General features: G+C 73.4%; 19 protein-coding genes. 14 read left to right on the forward strand and 5 right to left on the reverse strand.

Translation table 11 applies throughout. The annotated features are described in order from the left end of the window. Window positions 1-6 precede the first annotated feature (6 nt). Entirely contained in the window at window positions 7-3162 is a 3156-nt protein-coding gene (locus tag ACIODU_RS24430) for an FAD-binding and (Fe-S)-binding domain-containing protein (protein ID WP_401769886.1), read from the forward strand. A gap of 64 nt (window positions 3163-3226) precedes the next feature. Here the strand turns inward: ACIODU_RS24430 and ACIODU_RS24435 are convergent, their stop codons facing one another. Further along, window positions 3227-4090: a LysR family transcriptional regulator gene (locus tag ACIODU_RS24435; RefSeq protein ID WP_356431919.1), complete on the reverse strand. Its 864-nt coding sequence runs from the start codon at window positions 4088-4090 to the stop codon at window positions 3227-3229. 109 nt (window positions 4091-4199) lie between these two features. Here ACIODU_RS24435 and ACIODU_RS24440 point away from each other — a divergent pair, with 109 nt between their 5' ends. The 9 genes from ACIODU_RS24440 (at window position 4200) to ACIODU_RS24480 (ending at window position 15901) form a co-directional block, all read left to right on the forward strand. Then, on the forward strand, window positions 4200-5267 hold the full coding sequence (locus ACIODU_RS24440) for an EamA family transporter (protein WP_401769887.1): 1068 nt from the start codon (window positions 4200-4202) through the stop codon (window positions 5265-5267). An 85-nt stretch (window positions 5268-5352) separates the two neighbouring features. Further along, window positions 5353-6150, forward strand: a complete 798-nt coding sequence (locus ACIODU_RS24445; protein ID WP_401769888.1) for a TIGR03084 family metal-binding protein — start codon at window positions 5353-5355, stop codon at window positions 6148-6150. Continuing rightward, entirely contained in the window at window positions 6147-7943 is a 1797-nt protein-coding gene (locus ACIODU_RS24450) for an acyclic terpene utilization AtuA family protein (RefSeq protein WP_401769889.1), read from the forward strand. Before ACIODU_RS24445 ends, ACIODU_RS24450 begins: the two co-directional genes overlap by 4 nt. After that, on the forward strand, window positions 7940-9538 hold the full coding sequence (locus tag ACIODU_RS24455) for an acyl-CoA carboxylase subunit beta (protein ID WP_401769890.1): 1599 nt from the start codon (window positions 7940-7942) through the stop codon (window positions 9536-9538). Before ACIODU_RS24450 ends, ACIODU_RS24455 begins: the two co-directional genes overlap by 4 nt. 47 nt (window positions 9539-9585) lie before the next feature. Next, window positions 9586-11649 (forward strand): biotin carboxylase N-terminal domain-containing protein, encoded by a 2064-nt coding sequence (locus tag ACIODU_RS24460; protein WP_401769902.1) that lies wholly within the window; start codon window positions 9586-9588, stop codon window positions 11647-11649. Next, the gene (locus ACIODU_RS24465) at window positions 11646-12827 is read left to right on the forward strand and encodes an acyl-CoA dehydrogenase family protein (protein WP_401769891.1); all 1182 of its coding nucleotides are present in this window, start codon (window positions 11646-11648) and stop codon (window positions 12825-12827) included. Before ACIODU_RS24460 ends, ACIODU_RS24465 begins: the two co-directional genes overlap by 4 nt. A gap of 91 nt (window positions 12828-12918) precedes the next feature. Then, window positions 12919-14502 (forward strand): 4-coumarate--CoA ligase family protein, encoded by a 1584-nt coding sequence (locus ACIODU_RS24470; RefSeq protein WP_401769892.1) that lies wholly within the window; start codon window positions 12919-12921, stop codon window positions 14500-14502. Between the two features lie 59 nt (window positions 14503-14561). Then, window positions 14562-15293, forward strand: coding sequence for an enoyl-CoA hydratase family protein (locus ACIODU_RS24475; RefSeq protein WP_356431951.1), 732 nt, complete (start codon window positions 14562-14564; stop codon window positions 15291-15293). After that, window positions 15281-15901 (forward strand): TetR/AcrR family transcriptional regulator, encoded by a 621-nt coding sequence (locus tag ACIODU_RS24480; protein ID WP_401769893.1) that lies wholly within the window; start codon window positions 15281-15283, stop codon window positions 15899-15901. The genes ACIODU_RS24475 and ACIODU_RS24480 overlap by 13 nt, the downstream gene beginning before the upstream one ends. A gap of 28 nt (window positions 15902-15929) precedes the next feature. Here ACIODU_RS24480 and ACIODU_RS24485 read toward each other — a convergent pair whose 3' ends face one another. After that, window positions 15930-17024: a citrate synthase 2 gene (locus ACIODU_RS24485; RefSeq protein WP_327236090.1), complete on the reverse strand. Its 1095-nt coding sequence runs from the start codon at window positions 17022-17024 to the stop codon at window positions 15930-15932. Between the two features lie 255 nt (window positions 17025-17279). Here ACIODU_RS24485 and pdxH point away from each other — a divergent pair, with 255 nt between their 5' ends. Next, window positions 17280-17978, forward strand: a complete 699-nt coding sequence (gene pdxH / locus ACIODU_RS24490; protein WP_401769894.1) for a pyridoxamine 5'-phosphate oxidase — start codon at window positions 17280-17282, stop codon at window positions 17976-17978. Window positions 17979-18391: 413 nt separating this feature from the next. Next, a complete protein-coding gene (locus tag ACIODU_RS24495) occupies window positions 18392-19858 on the forward strand; it encodes a PAS domain-containing protein (protein WP_401769895.1) in 1467 nt (488 codons plus the stop codon). A gap of 186 nt (window positions 19859-20044) precedes the next feature. On the opposite strand, the gene ACIODU_RS24500 is transcribed toward ACIODU_RS24495, so the two are convergent. The 3 genes from ACIODU_RS24500 to ACIODU_RS24510 all read right to left on the reverse strand — a co-directional run bounded on the left by ACIODU_RS24500 (window position 20045) and on the right by ACIODU_RS24510 (window position 23565). Further along, entirely contained in the window at window positions 20045-21571 is a 1527-nt protein-coding gene (locus ACIODU_RS24500; protein WP_356431943.1) for a SulP family inorganic anion transporter, read from the reverse strand. Between the two features lie 73 nt (window positions 21572-21644). Further along, window positions 21645-22229, reverse strand: coding sequence for a carbonic anhydrase (locus ACIODU_RS24505; RefSeq protein WP_356431945.1), 585 nt, complete (start codon window positions 22227-22229; stop codon window positions 21645-21647). A gap of 580 nt (window positions 22230-22809) precedes the next feature. Further along, complete coding sequence (locus ACIODU_RS24510) at window positions 22810-23565, reverse strand: SIS domain-containing protein (protein WP_356431947.1); 756 nt, start codon at window positions 23563-23565, stop codon at window positions 22810-22812. 259 nt (window positions 23566-23824) lie between these two features. On the opposite strand from ACIODU_RS24510, the gene ACIODU_RS24515 reads away from it, so the two are divergent. Continuing rightward, window positions 23825-24517 (forward strand): metal-dependent transcriptional regulator, encoded by a 693-nt coding sequence (locus tag ACIODU_RS24515; RefSeq protein ID WP_161309001.1) that lies wholly within the window; start codon window positions 23825-23827, stop codon window positions 24515-24517. 478 nt (window positions 24518-24995) lie between these two features. Beyond that, window positions 24996-25865: an alpha/beta hydrolase gene (locus ACIODU_RS24520; RefSeq protein ID WP_356431949.1), complete on the forward strand. Its 870-nt coding sequence runs from the start codon at window positions 24996-24998 to the stop codon at window positions 25863-25865. Window positions 25866-26148 lie beyond the last annotated feature (283 nt).

Genomic DNA, 26148 nt, shown 5'->3' on the forward strand with positions numbered 1-26148 from the left:
GGGACCATGGCTGACCAGGCTGAGAAGTCCGCGGGATCCGGAACGAACGCGGGAAACGCGGGAACGAACGCGGGTGCGGGCGCGGGGGTGGGGGCGCGTACGGGCGCGACCGCGCTGGCGCGTGCGCTGGAGGGCGCCGTGCGCGGGGAGGTGGACTTCGGGACGGCGGCCCGGGCCCTGATGACCATGGACGCGTCCAACTACCGCCGGGTCCCGGTGGGCGTGGTCGCCCCGCGCGACGCGGCGGACGTGGCCGCCGCGCTGGCGGTGTGCCGCGAGTACGGCGTACCGGTGCTGCCGCGCGGGGCCGGGACGTCCATCGCGGGCCAGGCGACCGGGGTCGGGGTGGTGCTCGACCTGACCCGCCACCTGCGGTCGATCGTGTCGGTGGACGCGGAGGCGCGCACGGCGGTGGTGCAGCCCGGTGTGATCCTGGACGACCTGCGGGACGCCGTACGGCCGTACGGGCTGACCTTCGGCCCGGATCCGTCGACGCACAGCCGGTGCACGCTCGGCGGGATGATCGGCAACAACTCCTGCGGGGCGCACTCGGTGGCGTGGGGCACGACGGCCGACAACGTCGACCGGCTGTCCGTCCTCACCTACGGCGGGGCGGAACTGAGCTTGGGGCGGGGGTGGCCGGGGGCGTCGGGGGTGCCGGGAGCGCCAGGGGCGCCGGGATTGACGGGGGTGCCGGGGGCGGGGGGCTCCCGTGCGTCCGGGCCCGGCGGGGCGGAGCTGCTGCGGGGACTGGAGGAGCTGGTCGGCGGGAATCTGGCGCTGCTGCGGACCGGCTACCCGGACGGGCTGCCCCGGCGCATCTCCGGGTACGCGCTCGACGCGCTGCTGCCCGAGGCCGGGGCGGATCTCGCCCGCGCCTTCTGCGGCAGCGAGGGCACGCTCGGCGTCGTCACGGAGGCGACCGTACGGCTGGTCGCGTCGCCGCCCGCCCGCGCCCTCGCCGTGCTCGGCTACCCGGACGAGAGCGCCGCCGCCGAGGCCGCGGTGGGGCTGCTGCCGTACGGGCCGCTCACCGTCGAGGGGATGGCGGAGGACCTGGTACGGGGCGGGTACGGCGGCGGACGCGGGGGCGGGTACGGCGGCGGGGGCGAAGGGGGACGTGGCGGCGGGCGCGGCGGGCGGCACGGGCTGCCGGACGGGCTGCCGCGCGGGGGCGCGTGGCTGTTCGTGGAGACCGGCGGGGCGACGGCGGCCGAGGCGCGCGCGGCGGCCGGGGCGATCCTCCGCGCGGCGGACGCGCTGGACGGCACGATCGTGGACGATCCGGCCGGGATGCGGGCGCTGTGGCGGGTGCGGGAGGACGCGGCCGGGACCGCGACCCGGATGCCCGACGGCAGCGAGGCGTGGCCCGGCTGGGAGGACTGCGCGGTGCCGCCGGCCCGGCTGGGCGCGTACCTGCGCGACTTCCGCGCGCTGCTCGCCCAGCACGGCCTGCGGGGTACGCCGTACGGGCATTTCGGGGACGGCTGCATCCATGTCCGCATTGATTTCGACCTGTTGGGCGAGGACGGCGTACGGCGCTTCCGGCGTTTCTCGGAGGAGACGGCCGCGCTGGTCGTCGCGCACGGGGGCTCACTGTCGGGGGAGCACGGCGACGGGCTGGCGCGGGCGGAGCTGCTGCCGGCGATGTACGGGCCCGAACTGGTCGCGCTCTTCGGCCGGTTCAAGGACGTCTGGGACCCGGCGGGCGGCATGAACCCGGGCGTGCTGGCGCGCCCGGCGCGGCTGGACGAGAACCTGCGGTTCGCCGTACTGCCGCGTGAGCCCGTCGACGTGGTGTTCGCGTATCCGCACGACGGTCCCGGCGGGGGAGGGGACTTCTCGGCGGCGGTACGGCGCTGCGTGGGCGTGGCGAAGTGCCGGGTCGCGGGCCCGAACGAGGGCGCGGGGGTGATGTGCCCGTCGTTCCGGGCGACGGGCGAGGAGCGGCACTCGACGCGCGGCCGGGCGCGGCTGCTGCACGAGATGCTGGCGGGGCGGGCGGGACAGGCGGGACGGGCCGGACTGGCGGGCGGGTCGGGGGACCCGGTGGCGACCGACCCGGTGGTGACGGACGGCTGGCGCTCGACGGAGGTACGGGACGCGCTGGACCTGTGCCTGTCGTGCAAGGGGTGCCGGAGCGACTGCCCGGTGGGCGTCGACATGGCCACGTACAAGGCGGAATTCCTGCACCACCACTACCGGGGCCGGCTGCGGCCCGCCGCGCACTACGCGATGGGCCGGCTGCCGGTGTGGCTGCGGGCGGCGGCCCCGTTCGCCCGCGTACTGAACGCGGCGGCGCGGGTGCCGCCGCTGGCGGCACTGGCGAAGAGGGCGGGGGGAATCGCGCGGGAGCGCACGCTGCCGACCCTGGCGCCGGAGACGTTCACCCACTGGCTCCGAGGCCGCCCGGCGAGTGAGGCACCCACCCTCTCCACCCCCCGGGTGACCCTCTGGCCGGACACCTTCACCGAACACCTCGCGCCGGAGGTGGGGCGGGCCGCGGTCCGGGTGCTGGAGGCGGCGGGGATCGGCTGCGCGGTGCCGGAGGGCCGGGTGTGCTGCGGGCTGACGTACGTCTCGACGGGCCAACTGGACCAGGCACGCAAGGTGATGCGCCGCACGCTGGACCGGATGGAACCCGTCCTGGACGCGGGCGGCCCGGTGACGGTCCTGGAACCGAGCTGCGCGGCCACCCTGACCACCGACCTCCCGGAACTGCTGCCGGACGACCCCCGGGCGTCCCAACTGGCCGCGGCGGTACGCACCTTCGCCCAAACCCTGGAGGAACAGGCCCCGACCTGGGCCCCACCTCGCCTGAACCGCCCGGTCACCGGCCAGACCCACTGCCACCAACACGCGGTCCTCGGCGACGAGGCGGACCGCCGACTCCGCGAACGGGCGGGCCTGACGGGCGAGTTGAGCGGCGGCTGCTGCGGCCTGGCAGGCAACTTCGGCTTTGAGCGCGGCCACTACGAGGTGTCGACGGCGGTCGCGGAAGACCAACTGCTCCCGGCGGTACGGTCAGCACCCCCCGAAGCGACCCTCCTGGCAGACGGCTTCTCCTGCCGCACTCAACTCACCCACCTGACCGACCACCACCCGCGCCACCTCGCCGAACTCCTGGCGGAGGCGCTGGACGGGCGGCCGGAGGGAGCGTAGAGCCCGGGGCGTGAAGGGCGACCCCTACAGCCCGGCCCGTAGAGCCCGGCTCCGCGGAGGCGGCCTACGTGCCCGTGGCCAGTTGCCAGGCCAGGGTGGCCAGGTCCTGGGTGGCCGGGTGGGCGGCGCCCTCGCGCCAGGCCAGGAAGACCTGGAGCGGTGGGGCGTCCGGGAGGGGTCGGTAGGCGACCCCGGGGTGGGGGTGCATGTCCGCCGTGGACGCGCTCGACACGCCCACCCCGCGGCCCGCCGCGATGCCGGTCAGCCAGTCGTCCGTGTTCGCCACCGTCACCGTGGACACCGGGCCCGCCTCCGGGGGCCACAGGGACGGGGTCGTCGTGCCCGAGACGGTGTTCACCAGGATCCGGTGGGGCGCCAGGTCCGCCAGGGTCAGCGTCGGGCGCGCCGCCAGCGGGCCGTCCGCCGGGACCGCCGCGACGCGGGGTTCCGTGAACAGCAGCTCCGTCACCAGCCCCGGCGTCCCCACCACCCCGGGCCCCCGCAGCAGCGCCGCGTCGACCTCGCCCCGGATCAGCCCCGCCGTACGGTCGTCGATCCTGAGCAGTTCCAGCGGGGTCTCCGGGTGCTCACGCTCCCAGCGCCGTAGCAGCGGGGTGGTGTACGGGCCGAAGGCCGACCACGCGTGCCCGAGCCGCAGCGGCCTGCGGCGCAGCCGGCCCGTGTCGAGCGCGTCGTCGAACGCCGCGACGGCGGCCGCCGCCCGCTCGCGGAAGGCGCGGCCCTCCGCCGTGAGGGCGAGGTGGTGGGTGGAGCGCTCGGCGAGCCGTACGCCGAGGTGTTTCTCCAGCGCGACGAGGTTGCGCGAGACGGCGGGCTGGGTGAGGTGCAGCCGGGCCGCCGCCCTGGTCAGGCTGGACTCTTCGGCGATGGCCAGGAAGCAGCGGAGATGGCGCAGCTCGATGCTCATGCGTGCGGAGCATAACGGCAGTCCAAAAGGCATTTCACGGGCGTGGCGCGGGGCCGTAACGTGAGTGCGGGCGTCAGCCCGCCCGACCACGACATTCTGGAGGTTTCCGGTGGATGAGCCGCGTACCGCCGCCGCTGCTCCCGCCGCTGCCGCCACCGCTTCCGTCGTGGTGCCGGAGGTCTCGGGTGTCGCGGAGGCCGGGGGCGGTCCGGGGGCCCCGTCCCCCTCCCGCTCCCTCGGGCCCGTCGCGCTGGTCATCGCAGGCGGGCTCTCCGTGCAGTTCGGGGCCGCCATCGCCGTCCTGCTGATGCCCCGTACCGGCGCCCTCGGCGTGGTCTCGCTGCGGCTCGCGCTCGCCGCCGTCGTCCTGCTCGCCTTCTGCCGCCCCACGCTGCGCGGGCACTCGCGCGCCGACTGGGGCACGGTCGTCGTCTTCGGTACGGTCCTCGCCGCCATGAACGGGCTCTTCTACCAGTCCGCCGACCGCATCCCCCTCGGCGCGGCCGTCACCCTCGAAGTCCTCGGCCCGCTCACCCTCTCCGTGATCGTCTCCCGGCGGTGGGTGAACGTCCTGTGGGCGGGCCTCGCGCTCGCCGGGGTGCTGCTGCTCAGCGGCGGCGGGTTCGACCGGCTCGATCCGCTGGGCGCGGCGTTCGCGCTCTCGGCGGGCGCGATGTGGGCCGCGTACATCGTGTTCAGCGCGCGGACGGGCCGGCGCTTCCCGCAGGCCGACGGCCTCGCGCTGGCGATGGGGGTCGGGGCGCTGATCGCGCTGCCCTTCGGCATCGTGGAATCCGGGTCCAAACTGCTCGTGCCGTCGACCCTCGGGCTCGCGGTGGCGGTCGCGCTGATGTCGTCCGTCCTGCCGTACACCCTGGAACTGCTCGCCCTCCGCCGCATGCCCTCCTCGACGTTCGCCGTGCTGATGAGCCTGGAGCCGGCGATCGCGGCGAGCGCCGGGTTCCTCCTGCTGGACCAGGCGCTCTCCACCACCGAGGCGCTGGCGATCGCGCTGGTGATCGGGGCGAGCATGGGGGCGGTACGGACGCAGGTGGGGCGGAAGACGGGGACGGGGAAGCGGGCGGACGCGGCGTCCGACGCGGAGGCGGTGGGGACTGCTGACGCGCTGGGGGCGGCCGACGCGCCGGGGACGGTCGGCGTGACCGCCGAGAAGTAAAGCAAGCACGCTTGCTTGTTTCTACGGCCCCTGAGATGCTCCGGGACACGCACACCGCCGTGACCGAGTCCGAGGGAGCGCACCCGTGTCCGACTCTGCCCCAGTCCTGGACGATCTGCGCAGCGAGAGCGACGAACTCGACCGCCTGGTAGGGGAGTTGGACGTACGGGACTGGGGCCTGGCCACCCCCGCCCCCGGGTGGACCGTGGCGCACCAGATCGCCCACCTCACCTGGACGGACAACGCCGCGCTGCTCTCCCTCACCGACACACGGGCCTTCGCCGCGGAGACGCGCAAGGCCCTCGCCGCCCCTTCCTCCTTCGTGGACGACGGCGCGCGGGACGGCGCCGCGCTCCCGCCCGCCGAACTCCTCACCCGGTGGCGCACGGGCCGCGAACGCCTGTGGGACGCCCTGCGCGACACCCCGCCCGGCGCGCGTTTTCCCTGGTACGGGCCTCCCATGAGCGCCCCCTCGATGGCGACCGCACGCCTGATGGAGACCTGGGCGCACGGCCAGGACATCGCCGACGCCCTCGGCGTGCGGCGCGCGCCGACCGCCCGGCTGCGGCACATCGCGTGGATCGGGGTACGGACCCGCGACTTCGCCTACTCCGTACGGGACGAGCCACCGCCCCCCGAGCCCTTCCGCGTCGAACTGACGGGCCCGGGAGGTGAGTTGTGGGCGTACGGCCCCGAGGACGCGCCCCAGCGCGTGACAGGCCCCGCGCTCGACTTCGCCCTCCTGGTGACCCAGCGGACCCACCGCGCCGACGTCACCGTACGAGCAGACGGCCCGGACGCGGACCACTGGCTGGACATCGCCCAGGCGTTCGCGGGCCTCCCGGGCCCGGGCCGCGCGCCGAAGGGGGAGGGGCGGAGATGACCGGAGACGAGACAACCGGCGCCCCGGCGCCCGGCCCCCCGACCGCCAACTCCCCCCTCACCGGCGCGGCCCCCGGCGTTCTCCGGATCGGCAACGCCTCCGGGTTCTACGGTGACCGGTTCGGCGCCCTGCGCGAGATGCTTGCCGGCGGGCCCCTCGACGTCCTGACCGGGGACTATCTCGCCGAGTTGACCATGCTCATCCTCGGCAGGGACCGGCAGCGCGACCCCGCCGCCGGGTATGCCAAGACGTTCCTGCGGCAGCTGGAGGAAGGGCTCGGGCTCGCCCACGAGCGCGGGGTGAAGATCGTCGCCAACGCGGGCGGCCTCAACCCGGCCGGTCTCGCGGCGGCCGTCCGCGCGCTCGCCGAGCGGGTCGGGGTGCCCGTCCGCGTCGCCCACGTCGAGGGTGACGACCTGCTGGCGAGAAGGAGTTGGGGCGACGGCGTCCTGACGGCCAACGCCTACCTCGGCGGCGCCGGGATCGCCGCGTGCCTGCGCGCGGGCGCCGACATCGTGGTCACCGGCCGCGTCACGGACGCCGCGCTGGTGACCGGACCGGCCGCCGCCCACTTCGGCTGGGCGCCCGGCGATTTCGACGCGCTGGCCGGCGCGGTGGTCGCCGGACACGTACTGGAGTGCGGGACCCAGGCGACCGGCGGCAACTACGCCCTCTTCACCGACCACGACCCCCGCCGCCTGCGCCACCCCGGCTTCCCGCTCGCCGAGATCCGCGCCGACGGGAGCGCCGTCATCACCAAGCACCCCGGTACGGACGGGGTCGTGGATCTCGGAACCGTCACCGCCCAACTCCTGTACGAGACGGGCGGGGCGCGCTACGCGGGCCCCGACGTGACCGCCCGCCTCGACACCGTACGGCTGACCCCCGACGGGCCCGACCGGGTCAGGATCTCCGGCGTACGCGGCGAGCCGCCGCCCCCCACGCTCAAGGTCGGCCTCAACCGCGTCGGCGGCTGGCGCAACGAGGTCGTCTTCGTCCTCACCGGACTCGACATCGAGGCCAAGGCGGAGTTCGTACGGGAGCAGGTGACCGACGCGCTCGGCACCACAAGCGGCACCGGCAACACGCCCCCCGCCGAGGTCCGTTGGGAGCTGGCCAGGACCGACCACACCGACGCCCCCACCGAGGAGACCGCCAGCGCGCTGCTCCGGCTCATCGTGCGCGACCCCGATCCGGACACGGTGGGGCGGGCCGTCAGCGGGGCGGTGGTCGAGCTGGCCCTCGGCAGCTACCCCGGCTTCCACGTCACGGCCCCGCCCGGAAAGGGCGCCCCCTACGGGGTGTTCGAGTCCGCGTACGTCGACGCGGCGGAGGTCCACCACCTCGCGGTACTGCCGGACGGCGAGCGGGTGCGCATACCAACTCCCGTACGTACCAAAGACCTTGCACCCGTCCCCGAGCCCGTCGACGACCTGCCCGAACCCCTCCCCGCCGGCCTCGCCACCCTCCCCGCGCCCCTCGGCCTCATCGCGGGCGCCCGCAGCGGCGACAAGGGCGGCGACGCCAACGTCGGCGTGTGGGCCAGGAGCGAGGGCGCCTGGCGGTGGCTGGCGCACGAGCTGACTGTCGACCTCTTCCGCCAACTCATACCGGAAAGCGCGGAGTTGACGGTCGTACGGCACGTTCTGCCGCACCTGCGCGCCCTCAACTTCACCGTGGAGGGCCTGCTCGGCGAAGGTGTCGCCTTCCAGGCCCGGTTCGACCCCCAGGCCAAGGCACTCGGCGAGTGGCTGCGCGCCCGGTACGCCCACCTCCCGGAGGTCCTTCTGTGACCGTGCTCCCCACCGCGCTCGACCCGGCCTCCGCCGACTACGCCGCGCACCGCGAGGCGATGCTCGCCAAGCTCGCCGAACTGGACGCCGAACACACCAAGGCGCTCGCCGGGGGCGGTGAGAAGTACGTGGCCCGGCACCGGGCGCGCGGCAAACTCCTCGCCCGGGAGCGGATCGAGCTGCTGCTCGACCCGGACACCCCGTTCCTCGAACTGTCCCCGCTCGCCGCCTGGGGCAGCGACTACCCGGTCGGCGCGTCGATGGTCACCGGCATCGGTGTGGTCGAGGGCGTCGAGTGTGTGATCACCGCCAACGACCCGACCGTACGCGGGGGTTCGAGCAACCCCTGGACGCTGCGCAAGGCCCTGCGCGCCAACGCGATCGCGTACACCAACCGCCTGCCGCTCATCAGCCTGGTCGAGTCGGGCGGCGCCGATCTCCCCTCCCAGAAGGAGATCTTCATCCCCGGCGGCGCGCTCTTCCGCGACCTCACCCGGCTGTCCGCCGCCGGAATCCCCACCGTCGCCGTGGTGTTCGGCAACTCCACTGCGGGCGGCGCGTACGTCCCCGGCATGTCCGACCACACCGTCATGATCGAGGAGCGGTCGAAGGTCTTCCTCGGCGGGCCGCCGCTGGTGAAGATGGCGACGGGCGAGGAGAGCGACGACGAGTCGCTGGGCGGCGCGGAGATGCACGCCCGCGTCTCCGGTCTCGCCGACCACTTCGCCGTGGACGAGCGGGACGCGGTCCGGCAGGCGCGCCGGATCGTCGCCCGCCTCAACTGGCGCAAGGCACACCCCGATCCGGGTCCCGCCGCGCCGCCGAAGTACGACGAGGACGAGCTGCTGGGCATCGTGCCGGGCGACCTCAAGATTCCCTTCGATCCGCGCGAGGTGATCGCCCGGGTGGTCGACGGCTCGGACTTCGACGAGTTCAAGCCGCTCTACGGACCGAGCCTGGTGACCGGGTGGGCCACGCTGCACGGCTATCCGGTGGGCGTCCTCGCCAACGCGCAGGGCGTGCTGTTCTCGGCGGAGTCGCAGAAGGCCGCGCAGTTCGTCCAACTCGCCAACCAGCGGGACATTCCCCTGGTGTTCCTGCACAACACCACCGGCTACATGGTCGGCAAGGAATACGAACAGGGCGGGATTATCAAGCACGGCGCGATGATGATCAACGCGGTGTCGAACTCCACCGTCCCGCACCTGTCGGTCCTGATGGGCGCCTCGTACGGCGCCGGGCACTACGGCATGTGCGGGCGCGCGTACGACCCGCGCTTCCTCTTCGCGTGGCCGAGCGCCAAGTCGGCGGTGATGGGCCCGCAGCAGCTCGCCGGGGTGCTCTCGATCGTCGCGCGCGCCTCGGCGGCGGCGAAGGGGCAGCCGTACGACGACGAAGGGGACGCGGCGCTGCGCGCGATGGTCGAGCGGCAGATCGAGTCCGAGTCCCTGCCCCTGTTCCTGTCCGGACGGCTGTACGACGACGGGGTCATCGACCCGCGCGACACCCGCACGGTCCTCGGCCTGTGCCTGTCCGCCCTCCACACCGCGCCGGTCGCGGGAGTGCGGGGCGGCTTCGGCGTCTTCCGGATGTGAGGCGAGCGATGACGAAGAGTGTGCGGACGCGGACGGCCCGGACCGTGCTGATCACCAGCGTCCTGGTCGCGAACCGGGGCGAGATCGCCTGCCGGGTCTTCCGCACGTGCCGGGAGCTGGGCATCGCGACGGTCGCGGTCTTCTCCGACCCGGACGCGGACGCCCTGCACGTACGGGAGGCCGACACGGCGGTACGGCTGCCGGGGGCCGCGCCCGCCGACACCTATCTGCGCGGCGACCTGATCGTGAAGGCGGCTCTCGCGGCGGGCGCGGGCGCGGTGCATCCCGGCTACGGATTCCTGTCCGAGAACGCCGAGTTCGCGCAGGCGGTGCTCGACGCGGGCCTGGTGTGGATCGGGCCGCCACCGGCCGCGATCGAGGCGATGGCGTCGAAGACGCGCGCGAAGGAACTGATGGGCGCGGCGGGCGTGCCGCTGCTGGCGCCGGTGGATCCGGGCGCGGCCACCGAGGCGGACCTCCCGCTGCTGCTCAAGGCGGCGGCCGGGGGCGGCGGCAGAGGCATGCGGGTGGTTCGTGAACTGGCCTCCCTGGAAGCTGAGTTGGCGGCGGCTTCGGCGGAGGCCCGGTCCGCGTTCGGCGACGGTGAGGTCTTCGCGGAGCCGTACGTGGAACGCGGCCGGCACGTGGAAGTGCAGATCCTCGCCGACGCGTACGGGAGGGTGTGGGCGCTGGGTACGCGGGACTGCTCGCTGCAACGCAGGCACCAGAAGGTCATCGAGGAGAGCCCGGCGCCGGGACTGCCGGCCGAACTGGTCACCGGCCTGGCGGAAGCGGCGGTGGCGGCGGCCCGCGCGGTGGCGTACCGGGGCGCGGGGACGGTCGAGTTCCTGATCTCGCCGCGGGGGCGCCCGTACTTCCTGGAGATGAACACCCGTCTCCAGGTCGAACACCCCGTCACCGAGGAGGTGTTCGGCCTCGATCTGGTGGCGCTGCAACTCTCCGTGGCGGAGGGCGCCCCGCTCCCGTCCGAGCCGCCGGAGCCGTACGGACACGCGGTGGAGGCACGGCTGTACGCGGAGGACCCGTCGCGGGACTGGGCGCCGCAGACGGGGGTGTTGCACGAGCTGTCGCTGGAGGCGCAGGGGGAAGGGGAAGCGGCGGGGATACGGCCCCGACGCGGTACCGCCCAGGACGCCGTACGGCTCCGGACCGACACCGGTTACGGCCCCGGCGACCGCGTCGGCCCGCACTACGACGCCCTGCTCGCCAAGGTCGTCGCCTGGGCCCCCACCCGCGCCGAGGCCCTGCGCCGCCTCGCGCACGCGCTGCTGCGCGCCCGGATCCACGGCCCCGGGACCAACCGGCAGCTGCTCGTACGGTCGTTGACCCATCCCGACGTCCTCGGCGGGCACCCCGACACCGGGTTCTACGACCGCCACCTCGACGCGCTCACCGCGCCCGCCGCCGGGGACGACGAACGGCACGCGGCCGTCGCCGCCGCGCTCGCCGACTCGGCCGCCCGGCGCGGCGCGGCCACCGTGCCCGCCCGCCTCGGCGGCTGGCGCAACCTCGCCTCGCAGCCGCACCGCAAGACCTACGGCGACCACGAGATCAGCTACCGGGTCACCCGTGACGGCGTCCGCGTCGAGGACGACGGGGTCCGGGTCGTCAGCGTCTCCGAGCGGCTGGTACGCCTCGAAGTCGGCGGTGTCGTACGGGACTTCCACGTCTCGGCGTACGGCGCCGGTGGGCGCGGCGAAGGCGCGCACGGCGACGGTGCGTACAGCAACCGGGCGAACGGCGACAGAGCGTACGGCGACCACGTGTACGTCGACACCGCCCACGGGTCGTACCGCCTCCTCGTCCACCCCCGCTTCACCGACCCGAGCGCCACCCCCGCGCCCGGCTCGCTGCTCGCCCCCATGCCGGGCACGGTCGTACGCGTCGCCGAAGGGCTGGCGGAGGGGGATCGCGTCACGGCCGGGCAGCCGCTCGTCTGGCTGGAGGCCATGAAGATGGAACACCGCGTCACGGCCCCCGCCTCCGGCACCCTCACCGCGCTCCACGCCGCCCCCGGCCGCCAGGTCGACGTGGGCGCCCTGCTCGCCGTTGTCATCACCGACCCCGTCCCGGAGGACCAGCCGTCATGAGCCGCAGCGCCGACCGTACGGGCCCCGAAAGCACCACCCCTGGCGGCACCTTCATCGAGTCCGACGAACACACCGCCCTCCGCGCCGCCGTCTCCGCCCTCGGCCGCCGCCACGGAAGGGACTTCGACCGCGAGACCCTCTGGCGCGAGGCCGGCAAGCTCGGCTACCTCGGCGTGAACCTCCCCGAGGAGTACGGCGGCGGAGGCGGCGGAGTCGTCGAACTCTCCCTCGTCCTCGAAGAGTTGGGCACGGCGGGCTGCCCCCTCCTCATGCTTGTCGTCTCGCCCGCCATCTGCGGCACCGTGATCGCCCGCTTCGGCAGCGACACGCAGAAGCGGCAGTGGCTCCCCGGCCTCGCCGACGGTTCCCGCACCATGGCCTTCGGCATCACGGAACCCGACGCCGGATCCAACTCCCACCGCATCACCACGGCCGCCCGCAAGGACGGAGACGGCGGCTGGATCCTCAACGGACGCAAAGTCTTCGTCTCGGGCGTCGACATCGCCGACGCCACGCTCATCGTCGGCCGCACCGAGGACGCCAGGACCGGCCGCCTCAAGCCCTGCCTGTTCATCGTCCCGCGCGACGCCGAGGGCTTCACCCGTACCGCCATTGACATGGAACTCCACGCCGCCGAGAAGCAGTTCGAACTGGTCCTGGACGACGTACGGCTGCCCGCCGACGCCCTCGTCGGCGACGAGGACGCCGGGCTCCTCCAGCTCTTCGCCGGCCTCAACCCCGAGCGGATCATGACCGCCGCCTTCGCCCTCGGCATGGGCCGCTACGCCCTCGCCCGCGCCGTCGAGTACGCCAGGACCCGCCAGGTGTGGAAGGAACCCATCGGCGCCCACCAGGCCATCGCCCACCCCCTCGCCCAGGCCCACATCGAACTGGAACTCGCCCGCCTGATGACGCGCAAGGCCGCCCACCTCTACGACGCGGGCGACGACGCGGCGGCCGGCGAGGCCGCCAACATGGCCAAGTACGCCGCCGCCGAGGCCTGCGTGAAGGCCGTCGACCAGGCCGTGCACACCCTCGGCGGGAACGGCCTCACCCGGGAGTACGGCCTCGCCTCGCTGGTCACCGCCGCGCGCGTGGCCCGGATCGCCCCCGTCAGCCGAGAGATGATCCTGAACTACCTGTCCCATCAGTCCCTGGGTCTCCCCAAGTCCTACTAGGACACGGGATTCTGGGCGTTCAGGTCGCGAACCGCGCGTTCGTGTCCCGCGCGCCGGAGCGCCGAAGCGTCCAAGCGTCGAAGGGGTCGTCATGATCTTCCACAGCGAGTACGCGGATGTCCCGGCCGTCGATCTGCCCATCCACGAGGCCGTCCTCGGCCGCGCCGCCGAGTTCGGCGACACCGTGGCCCTGGTCGACGGCACGAACGGTACGAGCATGACGTACGGCCAGCTCGACACGTACCACCGCGCCCTCGCCGCGGCCTTCACCGACGCGGGTGTGCGCAAGGGCGACGTCCTCGCCCTGCACAGCCCCAACACCGTGGTGTATCCGGCGGTGTTCTACGCCGCGACCCGCGCCGGTGCGACCGTCACCACCGCCCACCCCCTCGCCACCGCCGAGGAGTTGGCCACCCAGCTCCGCGACTCGGCGGCCCGCTGGATCGTCACCGTCGGGCCGCTCCTCGAAGTGGCCCGGCGCTCGGCGGAGTTGGTCGGCGGCATCGAGGAGATCTTCGTCTGCGACCGGGCCGTCGGACACCGCTCGGTCCGCGACCTGTCGCGCTCGACGGCCCCCCGGGTGACCGTCCCCGTCGACCCCGGCGAGGACATCGCCGTCCTCCCGTACTCCTCCGGCACCACCGGCGCCCCCAAGGGCGTGATGCTCACCCACCGTTCGATCGGCACGAACCTCGCGCAGATGGAACCCGTCGTCCCCATGGGCCCCGGCGACCGTATCCTCGCGATTCTGCCGTTCTTCCACATCTACGGCCTCACCGCCCTGATGAACGCGCCCCTGCGCCACGGCGCGACCGTCGTCGTGCTGCCCCGCTTCGACCTCGACCAGTTCCTTGCCGCGATCCAGACGTACCGCATCACCGGCCTGTACGTGGCCCCGCCCATCGTGCTCGCCCTCGCCAAGCACCCGGCCGTCTCGCGGTACGACCTCAGCTCGCTCCGTTACGTCCTGTGCGCGGCGGCCCCGCTCGACTCCCGCCTGGCGGCGGCCTGTTCGGCCCGGCTGAACCTCCCGCCCGTACGGCAGGCGTACGGCATGACGGAGCTGTCGCCCGGCACGCACATCGTGCCGCTGGACGCCGCCGACCCGCCGCCCGGCGCCGTTGGCAAGCTCCTCCCCGGCACCGAGATGCGCGTCGTCCGCCTCGACGACCCGGACACGGACGTGGCGACCGGCGGCGAGGGCGAGATCCTCATCCGGGGCCCGCAGGTCATGAAGGGGTACCTCGGCCGCCCCGGCGACACCGCCGCGATGATCGACGCCGACGGGTGGGTGCACACCGGGGACGTCGGCCGGGTCGACGGCGACGGCTGGCTGTTCGTCGTGGACCGCGTCAAGGAACTCATCAAGTACAAGGGTTTCCAGGTCGCCCCCGCCGAACTCGAAGCGCTGCTCCTCACCCACGACGCGATCGCGGACGCGGCGGTGATCGGGGTGTACGACGCGGACGGCAACGAGGTCCCGAAGGCCTACATTGTCCGTCGACCCGGTGCGGAGACGCTCGGCGCGGACGCCGTGATGACGTTCGTCGCCGAACGCGTCGCTCCGTACAAGAAGATCCGCCGGGTCGAGTTCATCGGAGGGGTGCCCCGCGCCGCCTCCGGCAAGATCCTCAGACGCCGGCTGAGGGACCGCGAGAGGGAGATCACCACGTGACGGACGACCCGAGAGCGGGACACGGGCGGGCAGGCGGTACGGGGGCGCCCTACGGGGGCCTGGTCACCACCGCCCACGACCGGGGCATCACCACCCTCACCCTGGACTCGCCCGCGAACCGCAACGCCCTGTCGGCGCGGCTCGTCGACGCACTGCGCGCCGCGCTCGCCGACTGCGCCGGGGACCCCGCCGTACGGGCCGTCGTGCTCGCCCACACCGGCACCACCTTCAGCGCGGGCGCCGACCTCAAGGAACCGGCCGGCCCGTACACCTTCGTCTCCCTGATGCGGCAGATCGTGGAGCTGCCCAAACCCGTCGTCGCGCGGGTCACGGGGCATGTCAGGGCGGGCGGCCTGGGGCTGCTCGGCGCCTGCGACCTTGCCTTCGCCGACCGTACGGCGGCGGACTTCGCGTTCACCGAGGTACGGATCGGCGTCGCGCCCGCCGTGATCTCGCTGCCCCTGCTGCCCCGGCTCACGCCCCGGGCGGCGGCCCGCTACTACCTCACCGGCGAACGGTTCGACGCGGCGGCGGCGGTCGCGGCGGGGATCCTCACGGAGGCGGCCGACGATGTGGACGCGGCGCTGGAGCCCGTACTCGACGGGCTGCGCCGGGCGTCCCCGCAGGGGCTCGCGGAGTCGAAGAAGCTCGTGACGGCGGACGTGCTGCGGGCGTTCGACGACCACGCGGAGGATCTGGTCCAGCGCTCGGCGTCGCTCTTCGTGTCGGCGGAGGCCCGCGAGGGCATCGCCGCGTTCCTGGAACGGCGGGACGCGGCATGGGTGCGGTAGCCGCCCCGAAACAGGACCGCAGCCGGGCGACCCGGCTGCGGCTCCTGGAGGCGGCCGTGTCCTGCCTCGCCGAACACGGCTGGGCGGGCTCCACGGTCTCCGTCGTCGCCGAGCGCGCCGGGGTCTCCCGGGGCGCCGCGCAACACCACTTCCCGACCCGCGAGGACCTGTTCACGGCGGCGGTCGAGTACGTGGCGGAGGAACGCTCCACCGCCCTGCGCGCCCTCGTCCCAGCCGGCGGGAACCACCGCAGGCAGGCGGTCGAGGGGATCGTGGCGCTCTACACGGGCCCGCTGTTCCGCGCCGCCCTCCACCTCTGGGTCGCGGCCTCCGACGAGGACCAGCTCCGCCCCCGCGTCACCGAACTGGAGGCCCGGGTCGGCCGCGAGGCCCACCGCAGCGCGATCGCGCTCCTGGGCGCGGACGAGTCGGTACCGGGCGTACGCGAAACGGTCCAGGGCCTCCTGGACATGGCCCGCGGCCTGGGCCTGGCCACCCTCCTGACGGACGACACCCCGCGCCGCGCCCGGGTGGTGGCGCAGTGGTCCCACATCCTGGACGGAGTCCTGGGCGCGCCGGGTGGCGGGCCGGGTCGCGGGCCGGGGTGAGCGCCGCCCCGCGACCCGCTCACTTGTCTCAGAGGCCGCCGAAGCCCTCGATCTCCTCGACCGTCCGCGTCCCCGGGCCCACATAGCGGGCCGACGGCCGCACCAGGCGGCCCGTGCGCTTCTGCTCCAGGATGTGCGCCGACCAGCCCGCCGTACGCGCACACGTGAACATCGACGTGAACATGTGGGCCGGCACCTCCGCGAAGTCCAGGACGATCGCCGCCCAGAACTCCACATTCGTCGCCAGCACCCGGTCCGGCCTGCGCGCGTGCAGTTCCTCCAGCGCCGCCTTCTCCAGCGCCTCCGCCACCTCGTACCGCGGCGCGTCCAGTTCGCGGGCCGTCCGGCGCAGGACGCGCGCCCTCGGGTCCTCCGCCCGGTAGACGCGGTGGCCGAAGCCCATCAGCCGGTCGCCCTTGTCCAGCGCCTGCTTCACGTACGCCGACGCGTCGCCCGTACGCTCGATCTCCTCGATCATGCCGAGCACCCGCGACGGTGCGCCGCCGTGCAGCGGCCCCGACATCGCGCCCACCGCGCCCGACAGCGCCGCGGCGACGTCCGCGCCGGTCGAGGCGATCACCCGGGCGGTGAACGTCGAGGCGTTCATGCCGTGCTCCGCCGCCGACGTCCAGTACGCGTCGACCGCCTTCACGTGCTTCGGGTCGGGCTCCCCGCGCCAGCGGATCATGAAGCGCTCCACGACGCTCCCCGCCTTGTCGATCTCCCGCTGCGGCACCATCGGCACGCCCTGACCGCGCGCCGACTGGGCCACGTACGACAGCGCCATCACGGCGGCCCGCGCCAGGTCGTCACGGGCCGTGGCCTCGTCGATGTCGAGGAGCGGTTTGAGCCCCCAGACCGGCGCGAGCATGGCCAGCGCGGACTGCACGTCCACCCGGATGTCCCCGGAGTGGACGGGAATCGGGAAGGGCTCGGCGGCCGGCAGCCCCGGGTCGAAGGCCCCGTCGACCAGCAGTCCCCAGACGTTGCCGAAGGACACCTGCCCCACCAGGTCCTCGATGTCGACGCCCCGGTAGCGGAGCGATCCGCCCTCCTTGTCCGGTTCGGCGATCTCCGTCTCGAAAGCGACGACTCCTTCGAGTCCGGGTACGAAGTCGGACATCAGGCGGCTCCTCATGATGTGTGCGACGGGTGATACCGGTCCGGTCATCCCGGTGATGCCCCGAACGGCGAATGGTCACCCACCGTCGGGAAGGCGGGAACGACGGCTTCCGGTGTGGGAAGGCGACAGTGCCCCGCCCCTGGATTTTGGCGGGTTCCTCCGATGCGGGGAAGCGTGATATCCGGCACAGTGCCCGATTTCATCCGGGGAGGATTGGTGGCACTCCGTGCCGGGAACACTCGCCCCTGCGGCAAGATGAGGCACGTGTCTGACTCCCTGCCTTCAGAGTTGCCTCCAGACCAGCCCCCCGCGGCCCCGGACCCCGCCGCCATGCGCGAGCGGTACCGGAACATGCCGCTGCTGGGGACGGACCTCGCCCCCGCGCCCATGGACCAGTTCACCCGCTGGTTCACGGACGCGGCGACCGCCGGTGTGCACGAGCCGAACGCCATGATCGTGTCCACGGCCACCCGGGACGGCCGCCCGTCCTCCCGCACCGTGCTCCTCAAGGCGTACGACCACCGGGGCTTCGTCTTCTACACGAACTACACGTCCCGCAAGGGCCGGGAGATCGGGGCGAACCCGTACGTCTCGCTGCTCTTCCCCTGGCACCCGATGGCCCGCCAGGTCATCGTGACCGGCCGGGCGGACCGGGTCGGCCGCGACGAGACGGCCGCGTACTTCCGCACCCGCCCCCACGGCTCGCAGCTGGGCGCGTGGGCGAGCGACCAGTCCAGCCCGATCGGGACCCGGGAGGAGCTGCTGGCCCGGTACGAGGATCTGGCGGCGCGCTATCCGGAGGGCGAGCAGGTGCCGGTGCCGCCGGGGTGGGGCGGGTTCCGGGTGGTCCCCGAGACGGTCGAGTTCTGGCAGGGGCACGAGAACCGGCTGCACGACCGGCTGCGGTACGTGAGCGAGGGCGACGACTGGCGGGTGGAGCGGCTCTGCCCGTAGGGCCGTAAAGCATCAGAACGTCCGCCGCACACGTCCGCCGCACACGCAGACGACCCGCAAGCCGTGGTCCCTCCGGGGAGGGAGCCGGCCGGACACACCGGCGGCTTGCGGGTCGGGTGACTGCTTGGGATTTCGGCCGACGACCGGCCGAGCACTTCAAGAGTGCGACTGGCAGGCCGTTAGCCCGCAGCCACCTCACTTGTCCGGACTGAAATCATGTTCCGGATCACCTCCTTTCGGTGTGGCTGCAACGTTAGGCGCCGCTCCGGGCAGGCTCAAGTGAATTTCGAAGCCCACCGAGATTTGTTGGACGAGGCGATTTCGGGGAACGATGTGTGTGCTGAGTCACGTTCAAGTTGAGTGATCGGACGTGCGACAGCACCGGCGGAGACGTCCTGCCAGGGGGTGCCAGGATGAGTGCTTCTCGAAGGGGGACCACCAGCGCGCCCGGGCCGGACGAGCCGGGTTCCGCGCCCGGCTCGGGCCCCGGAGCCGTACCGGAAACGGAACCGGAACCGGCGCGCGACGGGCCCGGCTCCGACCTGCTCGCGGCCCTGCTCGACGGCATGGACGCCGCGCTCTGCGCCTTCGACGCGGACGGCGTGATCACGCACTGGAACCGCGAGGCGGAACGGGTCCTCGGCTGGTCGGCCGCCGAGGCCGTCGGCCGGCACGGCTTCGCGGGCTGGGCGGTGCGGACGGCCGACGCCGACGAGGTGCGGGCCCGGCTGATGGCCGCGATGGACGCGCCGGGCCGCCAGATCGACGAGTTCGCGCTGCTGCGCAAGGACGGCGGCCGGGTGCTCGTAAGGACCCAGTCGGCGGGGGTGCGCGCCGCCGACGGCAGGCCCGCCGGGGTGTACTGCGCGTTCGGCGAGGTCCACGCGCAGATCGATCTGGAACGGTCCATAGCCCTCAGCGAGGCCCTGTTCGACGAGGCGTCCTGGGGCGTGGTCCTCCTCGACGTCGACCTGCGGCCGACCGTCGTCAACGCGCACGCGGCGCGGGCGCTCGGTTCCGGGCGTACGTCCGTGCTCGGCCGGCCCCTCGGCGAGCTGATCACGCAGGGCGTCGAGGAGGTCGAGGGCGCGCTCCACCACGTCCTGGCCGAGGGTGCGCCCCGCGACCTGGTGGAGCTGTGGGTCACGGTCCGTACGGCGGAGGGCGGCCGGCGGCGGCGCTGCTGGCGCAGCGGGTTCCTGCGGCTGGCGTCCCCGCTGGCGGAGGAGCCGGTGCCGCTGGGTGTGAGCTGGATGTTCCAGGACATCACGGAGACGAAGCTGGCCGCGCAGGACGCGGACCGGCTGCGGTTCCGCTCCAGCCAGCTGCACCGGGCGGCGCGGGCGGCGTCGGAGTGCGAGGACCCGGCGGAGGCGGCGACGGTCCATCTGGACTTCGCGCTGGCGGGCTTCGCGGACCACGCGCTGCTCGACCTGGTGGTGGAGGGGGACCGCCCGGCGGGGTTCGTCGCCTCGTCGTCGGACGCGCCGATACGGCTGGTACGGGCGGCGGCGACGCCGTCCGGCGGGGGCGCGGGGCCGGGTCTGCCGCTGGCCACGGGCGGGATTCCGGTGCGGTACGGGAACGGGCACCCGGCGCTCCAGGCGATGGACCGGATCGGTTCGGTACGGGCGAGCGCGCCGGGCGGGGCGGCGGCGCCGCCGACGTGGGCGCTGTCGCGGCAGTGGCCGGCGGACACGGTGCACGCGCTGTGCACGGTGCTGCGGAGCCGGGGGAGGTCGCTGGGGGTGGTGACGTTCCTGCGGAGCGCGAGCCGCCCGGCGTTCGAACGCCCCGACGCGGTGTACGCGGAGGACGTGACGCTCCGGGTGGCGGCCTCGCTGGACCTCGCGCGGGAGCTGCGAGAGCTACGCGGGTAGCGTCCGCGCCGACGGCCGCCGGGCGGGCCGTCCAGGCCGTCTTTGGGAGACGGCCTGGAGGCCCGCCCGGCGGGTCGCGAAAGGCCGGTCAGTGCTGGTCGACCAGCGAAGGCCGGTCAGCGAGAGCCGGTCAGTGAAGGCCGGCCACCGAAGGTCGACCAGCGCACGGCCGATCGGCGGGGGCCGTCAGCCCGTGCTCGGGTCCGTTGTCCTTTCGTCCGCGCCGCGGGCCCGTGGCACCGCCGCCGCCGGGGGCAGCAGCCGTACGGGCTCCGTCTCCGCGTCGTTGTGCCGCAGGGCCCAGTTCTCCAGCGCGATGCGGCACGCGTGGTCGAGGTGGCGCAGACCCATCAGGTCCAGCTCGATGGGACGGTCCTTCGGGAGGTCCTCCAACTCCTCCATTATCCGCGGCAGTCGCAGGAACGTGGCGTTGCCGGTGACCGACACCACCAGCCGGCCGCCGGTCAGTTCCCTTACGTCGACGTGCAGGTGGGAGATCTCCCAGGCGGTCTTCACCACCGCGAGGAGCAGCCCGAGGACCACGCCCTCGAAGAGGTTGGTGACCAGGATCGCCACCGCCGTGATCGCGAGGATCACGGCCTCGCCCCGGTGCTCGCGCCACAGCGGCACGAGATCCCTCACCGGGACGAGCTTGAAGCCGGCGTAGACCAGGACACCCGCCAGCGAGGCGAGCGGGATGACGCCGATGGCGGCCGGCAGCAGCGCCGCGAACAGCAGCAGCCACAGGCCGTGCAGGACGCGGGAGAGCGAAGTCCGCGCCCCCGCCTGGACGTTGGCGGCGCTGCGGACGATGACGGCCGTCATGGGCAGCGCGCCGAGCGCCCCGCAGACCGTGTTTCCCACGCCCTGGGCCATGAGTTCCTTGTTGTAGTTCGTACGCGGCCCGTCGTGCATCCGGTCGACGGCGGCGGCGCTGAACAGGCTCTCGGCGGAGGCGATCAGGGTGAAGGCGAGCAGGGTGCCGATCCCGGCGACCCCGGCGAGCACGCCGAAGTCGTCGAGGCCCGGCGGCTGGACGGAGGCGAGCAGTCCCCGTACCTCCACCTTGGCGAGGGGCAGGTCGAGCACGATCGTCACCCCGGTGGCCAGCGCGACGGCCGCCAGGGGTCCCGGGACCGCCCGCACGCGGTCCGGGAAGCGGGGCCAGAGCACCAGGACGGCGACCGTTCCCGCGCCGACGAGGAACGCGGTGAGCGTCGTACCGTCGGTGACGATGTCCCAGGCCAGCCCGGGCAGCCCGGCGAGTTTGCCGAGGCCGCCGGACGGCTGGGCGGTGTCCGCCATGGCGTACACCTGTCCGAGGATGAGCACGAGGCCGATGCCCGCGAGCATCCCCTGGACGACGGCGACGGAGATGGCCCGGAACCAGCGGCCGAACCCGAGCGCGCCCAGGGCCAGTTGGAGCAGGCCGGAGACGAGCACGATGGCACCGAGCGCGCCGGTGCCAAATTCCTTCACGGCTTCGTACACGAGCACGGTCAGCCCTGCGGCCGGGCCGCTGACCTGGAGTGAGCTCCCCGGCAGGCAGCCGACGACGAGCCCGCCGACGATACCGGTGACCAGGCCCAGTTCGGCCGGGACCCCGGAGGCGACGGCGACGCCGACACACAGGGGGAGAGCGACGAGGAAGACGACGAGGGACGCGAGGATGTCGCGCCTCAGGACCCGGGGGTCCTTCAACAGCGTGAGCATGACGAGGGTTCCTAGCTGTGCGGTCCGAGAGCGGACGAGTGGTGGGGGAGGCGCCGTGCGGGCGGTGTCGCCGTCACAGCGGTTTGAACTCCCCGCCCAGGTCGGGCCGGTGGGCGCTGATCGCGCCGGTGTCCACTTCGTAGTACCAGGCGTGCAGGGCGAGCGTGCCCTCGGCGATCCGCTCCCGCACGGAGGGATAGCCGCGCAGGGTGTCGAGCTGGGCCGCCGCGTGGTGGCGGACGGCGTGGGCCAGGCCCCGGTCGGCCGGCAGTGAGGGCACTCCGTGGTCGAGCCAGCCTCTGACGGCGGGCAGGGCGGAGAGGTCGTCGCCGCGCACGAGGGCGCCGACCGCCCCGCAGTGGGAGTGCCCGCAGACGACGATGTCGCGGATGTCGAGCACGCGCAGCGCGTACTCGATGGTCGCGGTCTCGCCGCTGGGGCGCCGTTCGTCGTAGCGGGGGACGATGTTGCCCGCCGTACGGAGCTCGAAGAGCTCGCCGGGACGGGCGCCGGTGATCAGGGACGGGATCACCCGTGAGTCCGAGCAGGTGATGAAGAGTGCCTGCGGGGTCTGCCCCGCGGCGAGTTCTCGGAATTCCTCGGGACGCTCCGCCACCTGGACGGAGAACGTACGGGCGTGGTCGATGAGTGACTTCATGATGGCCTGCCTCCTGCAACCCTCGGTCTGGCCGGGGCGCGGTGTGGTCGGGTCAGTGGGGGGTGTGGCGCGGTCGGACGTCCTGGGCGGCCTGTGGCCGCTGTCCCCACCGGGTCGCGGCGGGGAGGAGGCCGGTGGAGCGGCCGCCGTGGGGTCGTCCGGGAAGCCGGGTCAGGCCGAAACGGTCCGGCGTCTGACGGCGGGCACGCGGTCGGGTCGGGATCTCACAGCTCGCCCTTTCCGTGGTGCCGCCGTCCGCCTGGGATTTCCTCGGCGCGGATCGGACTTCCTGGGTTCTTCTTCGGGTTCGTACGGCAAAACGGCGCGATGGTGTGCGCCGCCGGGCCGACAGCTCTGATGATGCGACACCCGAGCTTCCTCTACTTTGCCCGAACATTACCTTCGCGTGAAAGATCAAAATTTCGCCAAGCGGCGCGCGGGTGACGCAAAGTAGTGTTTTCACGTAAACGAATGGCCGGGGCCCCTGGAGCGATTCCCAGGGACCCCGGCCGTGTCTCCCGTACCACCGGTGTGGTCGGTGGCGTCCACCGATGGGGTCGGCGGCGCTCCGCCGACGTGGTCAGTGGCGGTAGAAGATCCGGTCGCGGTACTCGGTCATCACCCGTACGTTCCACTCGGGCCCGCCGTCCACATTGCCCGATCGCAGCAGCGGGGGCTCGGTGCCGCGCTCGACGAGTTCGCCGGCCGCCGCCGCCATCATCGCCTGCATGAGGGCGCTGGTGACGACCGTCGAGGCCGGCGCGAAGGGCGCCTCGATGCCGTCGGCGGTCAGTTCCGCGTCCCCGACGGCGATCCCGCTGTCGAGCACGATGTCGCAGTGGTCCTTGAGGAAGCCGCCGAGGGAGTTGCGGGACTCGGTCCTGCTCGCGTACGCCACCGACGTGACCCCGATGACGGTCAGCCCGAGCGCACGCGCGTGCGACGCCATCTCGACGGGCAGGATGTTCCGCCCGGAGAGGGAGATGACCACCAGGACGTCCCCCGCGGTGGCCGGGCTCGCGTCGAGCACGGTCGTCGCCAGGCCCTCCACCCGCTCCAGCGCCGAGCCGAGCGTCGCGGGCATGACGTCGACCCCCACCACCCCCGGCACGGCCAGCAGGTTCATCAGGGCGAAGCCGCCCGCGCGGTAGACGACGTCCTGCGCGGCGAGCGAGGAGTGCCCGGCGCCGAAGGCGAACAGCCGGCCCCCGGCCGCGACGGTGTCGGCGATCGCCCGCCCGGCCGCGGCGATGTTCGCGGACTCCGTGTCCCGTACGCGCTGGAGCAGGCCGATCGCGGCGTCGAAGAACTGATCGGCCAGCTTGCTCTCGCTCATGGGGGAGCCCTTCCAGGGGTGGGGCGGGAGGTGGGGAATGCCGGTGCCGCGGATCACGTTGAGGTCTGGACCATTGCTCTGTCAATACGCTTCCCGTGCGCTTCCCGTGTGCGTCGCGCCCGTCTTCCGCCGGTCTCCCGTGCGTCTCCCGCCCGCCTTCGCGGGCCGCCGCCGCATCGGCGCCTCCGGCACGGCACGGTTGTCAGCGGTATGCGTCAGAATTGGGTCAGGGCCAGCGCACGATTATCGAGGGGCACGTATGTCCGGACTGATCGACACCACGGAGATGTATCTCCGCACCATCCTTGAGCTCGAAGAGGAAGGTGTGGTCCCGATGCGCGCCCGGATCGCCGAGCGGCTGGACCAGAGCGGGCCCACGGTGAGCCAGACCGTGGCCCGCATGGAGCGCGACGGCCTGGTCCAGGTGGCGGGCGACCGGCATCTCGAACTGACGGAGGAAGGGCGCAGGCTGGCGGTCCGCGTCATGCGCAAGCACCGGCTCGCGGAGTGCCTCCTGGTCGACGTGATCGGCCTGGAGTGGGAGCAGGTGCACGCGGAGGCGTGCCGCTGGGAGCACGTGATGAGCGAGGCGGTGGAGCGGCGCGTCCTGGAGCTGCTGCGCCACCCGACGGAGTCGCCGTACGGCAATCCGATCCCGGGCCTGGAGGAGCTGGGCGAGAAGGCGGAGGCCGACCCGTTCCTCGACGCGGGCATGGTGAGCCTGGCGGAGCTGGATCCGGGCGCGGAGGGCAAGACGGTGGTGGTGCGGCGGATCGGCGAGCCGATCCAGACCGACGCCCAGCTGATGTACACGCTGCGGCGGGCCGGGGTGCAGCCCGGGTCCGTGGTGAGCGTGACGGAGTCGCCCGGCGGGGTGCTGGTCGGGAGCAGCGGCGAGGCGGCGGAGCTGGACGCGGAGGTGGCGTCGCACGTGTTCGTGGCGAAGCGCTGAGCCTCTGGCGCTTCGTGGTGTCTGTCCGCCCTGAGCGTCCGGGGCGCGTGCGGGGCTGCCCTCCGGGGCATATGTCAGGCAGACATCGGGGAGGGAGCGGTGATGGGCCGGTACGGACACGGGCACGGCGCGTCGCCCTCCGGTGACGCCCTGTGCGCTGTGTGCGCTGTCTGCGGGCCGCACTCGCTTCCCCTCCCCCCTCCGTACGGAGAGGGCTCCGGCGCCTTCAAGGCGCCGGAGCCCTTCCTCCCCCGCGCCGACCCGGAGCCCCGAGCTCCCAGGGTCGGCGCCTTCGGACCCTCATCCCCGAGTGGTCCGCCTCCCGGAGAACATCTCCCCTCGGGTGCGACCGGCAATCCCCGAGCGGGGTCACTCGAACGAGCGGTGTTGTAGACCAGAACGGCGTTTTCGAATGGGAGTTCGATAGTCTGGCGGGGTCGGACTCGACCACTCAGGACCGAAGGGGGTGCCAGGACGCATGGTTCAGCGCATCGATGTGACCGGAGCCGAGGGGGTACGCCTCGCCGCCTGGGAGTTCGGGGAGCCGCCCAAGCGTGGCGGGGAGCCCGTTCCCGGGCGGGAGTCCGGCGTGTTACTGCTCCACGGGCTGATGGGCCGCGCCTCGCACTGGGCCTCGACGGCCCGGTGGCTCGCCGAACGGCACCGCGCGGTCGCGCTCGACCAGCGGGGCCACGGGCGCAGCGAGAAGCCGGCGGAGGGCCCCTACACCCGCGAGGCGTACGTCGCCGACGCGGAGGCCGCCGTCGAACAGCTCGGGCTGGCGCCGGTCACCCTGATCGGCCACTCGATGGGCGCGCTGACGGCGTGGCAGCTTGCCGCGAAGCGGCCCGACCTGGTGCGGGCGCTGATCATCTGCGACATGCGGGCGTCTGCGCTGGGCGCGGCGTCGCAGCGGGAGTGGGAGGACTGGTTCACGACCTGGCCGGTGCCTTTCGCGACGCTCGCGGACGTCAGGAAGTGGTTCGGCGAGGACGACCCGTGGGTGGAGCGGGCGAGCCCGGCGCGGGGGGAGTTCTTCGCGGAGGTGATGGCGGAACGGGCGGACGGCTGGGGCCCGGTGTTCTCGCGCCGCCAGATGCTGACGTCGCGGGAGACGTGGGTGCACGACGCGCACTGGGAGGAGCTGGCGCAGGTCCGTTGCCCGACGCTGGTGGTGCGGGGGCAGGACGGGGAGCTGGGGCGGGCGGAGGCGCAGGAGATGGTGCGGGTGCTGCCGCGGGGGGCGTATGCGGAGGTCGCTGACGCGGGTCACCTGGTCCACTACGACCGCCCGGACGCGTGGCGCGCGGCGATCGAGCCCTTCCTGGACGAGGTGATCGCGCCGTAGCCCCCTTGGCCGTGGCGGCCGGCTCTTGTCCTCACGCCGGACGGGCGTGCGCGCCCCGGTGGTGGGCGCGGCTTCTTCTTGTCCTCGCGCCGGACGGGCGTCTGCGCCCATGCGGTGGGCGCGGCTTACTGATGTCCTCAAGCGCCGGACGGGCTTGATGGTGCCCGCTGCGGGCCGTCTTTTCCGGCGCGGGTTGTCGCCGGGGGCCGGTCAGGGGTCGTGTCCTGCACTGCATGTTTTACGTCGCGTGCGCGCCCTTGTTTTGTTTGACGGTAGCCATGCG

The sequence above is a fragment of the Streptomyces sp. NPDC088261 genome, assembly GCF_044740805.1.
GTDB lineage: Bacteria > Actinomycetota > Actinomycetes > Streptomycetales > Streptomycetaceae > Streptomyces.

Coding starts and splice junctions, on each gene's coding strand:
- ACIODU_RS24430 (WP_401769886.1), top strand. CDS start 7: ATGGCTGACCAGGCTGAGAAGTCCGCGGGATCCGGAACGAACGCGGGA.
- ACIODU_RS24435 (WP_356431919.1), bottom strand. CDS start 4,090: ATGAGCATCGAGCTGCGCCATCTCCGCTGCTTCCTGGCCATCGCCGAA.
- ACIODU_RS24450 (WP_401769889.1), top strand. CDS start 6,147: ATGACCGGAGACGAGACAACCGGCGCCCCGGCGCCCGGCCCCCCGACC.
- ACIODU_RS24465 (WP_401769891.1), top strand. CDS start 11,646: ATGAGCCGCAGCGCCGACCGTACGGGCCCCGAAAGCACCACCCCTGGC.
- ACIODU_RS24470 (WP_401769892.1), top strand. CDS start 12,919: ATGATCTTCCACAGCGAGTACGCGGATGTCCCGGCCGTCGATCTGCCC.
- ACIODU_RS24480 (WP_401769893.1), top strand. CDS start 15,281: ATGGGTGCGGTAGCCGCCCCGAAACAGGACCGCAGCCGGGCGACCCGG.
- ACIODU_RS24485 (WP_327236090.1), bottom strand. CDS start 17,024: ATGTCCGACTTCGTACCCGGACTCGAAGGAGTCGTCGCTTTCGAGACG.
- pdxH (WP_401769894.1), top strand. CDS start 17,280: ATGAGGCACGTGTCTGACTCCCTGCCTTCAGAGTTGCCTCCAGACCAG.
- ACIODU_RS24495 (WP_401769895.1), top strand. CDS start 18,392: ATGAGTGCTTCTCGAAGGGGGACCACCAGCGCGCCCGGGCCGGACGAG.
- ACIODU_RS24500 (WP_356431943.1), bottom strand. CDS start 21,571: ATGCTCACGCTGTTGAAGGACCCCCGGGTCCTGAGGCGCGACATCCTC.
- ACIODU_RS24505 (WP_356431945.1), bottom strand. CDS start 22,229: ATGAAGTCACTCATCGACCACGCCCGTACGTTCTCCGTCCAGGTGGCG.
- ACIODU_RS24510 (WP_356431947.1), bottom strand. CDS start 23,565: ATGAGCGAGAGCAAGCTGGCCGATCAGTTCTTCGACGCCGCGATCGGC.
- ACIODU_RS24515 (WP_161309001.1), top strand. CDS start 23,825: ATGTCCGGACTGATCGACACCACGGAGATGTATCTCCGCACCATCCTT.
- ACIODU_RS24520 (WP_356431949.1), top strand. CDS start 24,996: ATGGTTCAGCGCATCGATGTGACCGGAGCCGAGGGGGTACGCCTCGCC.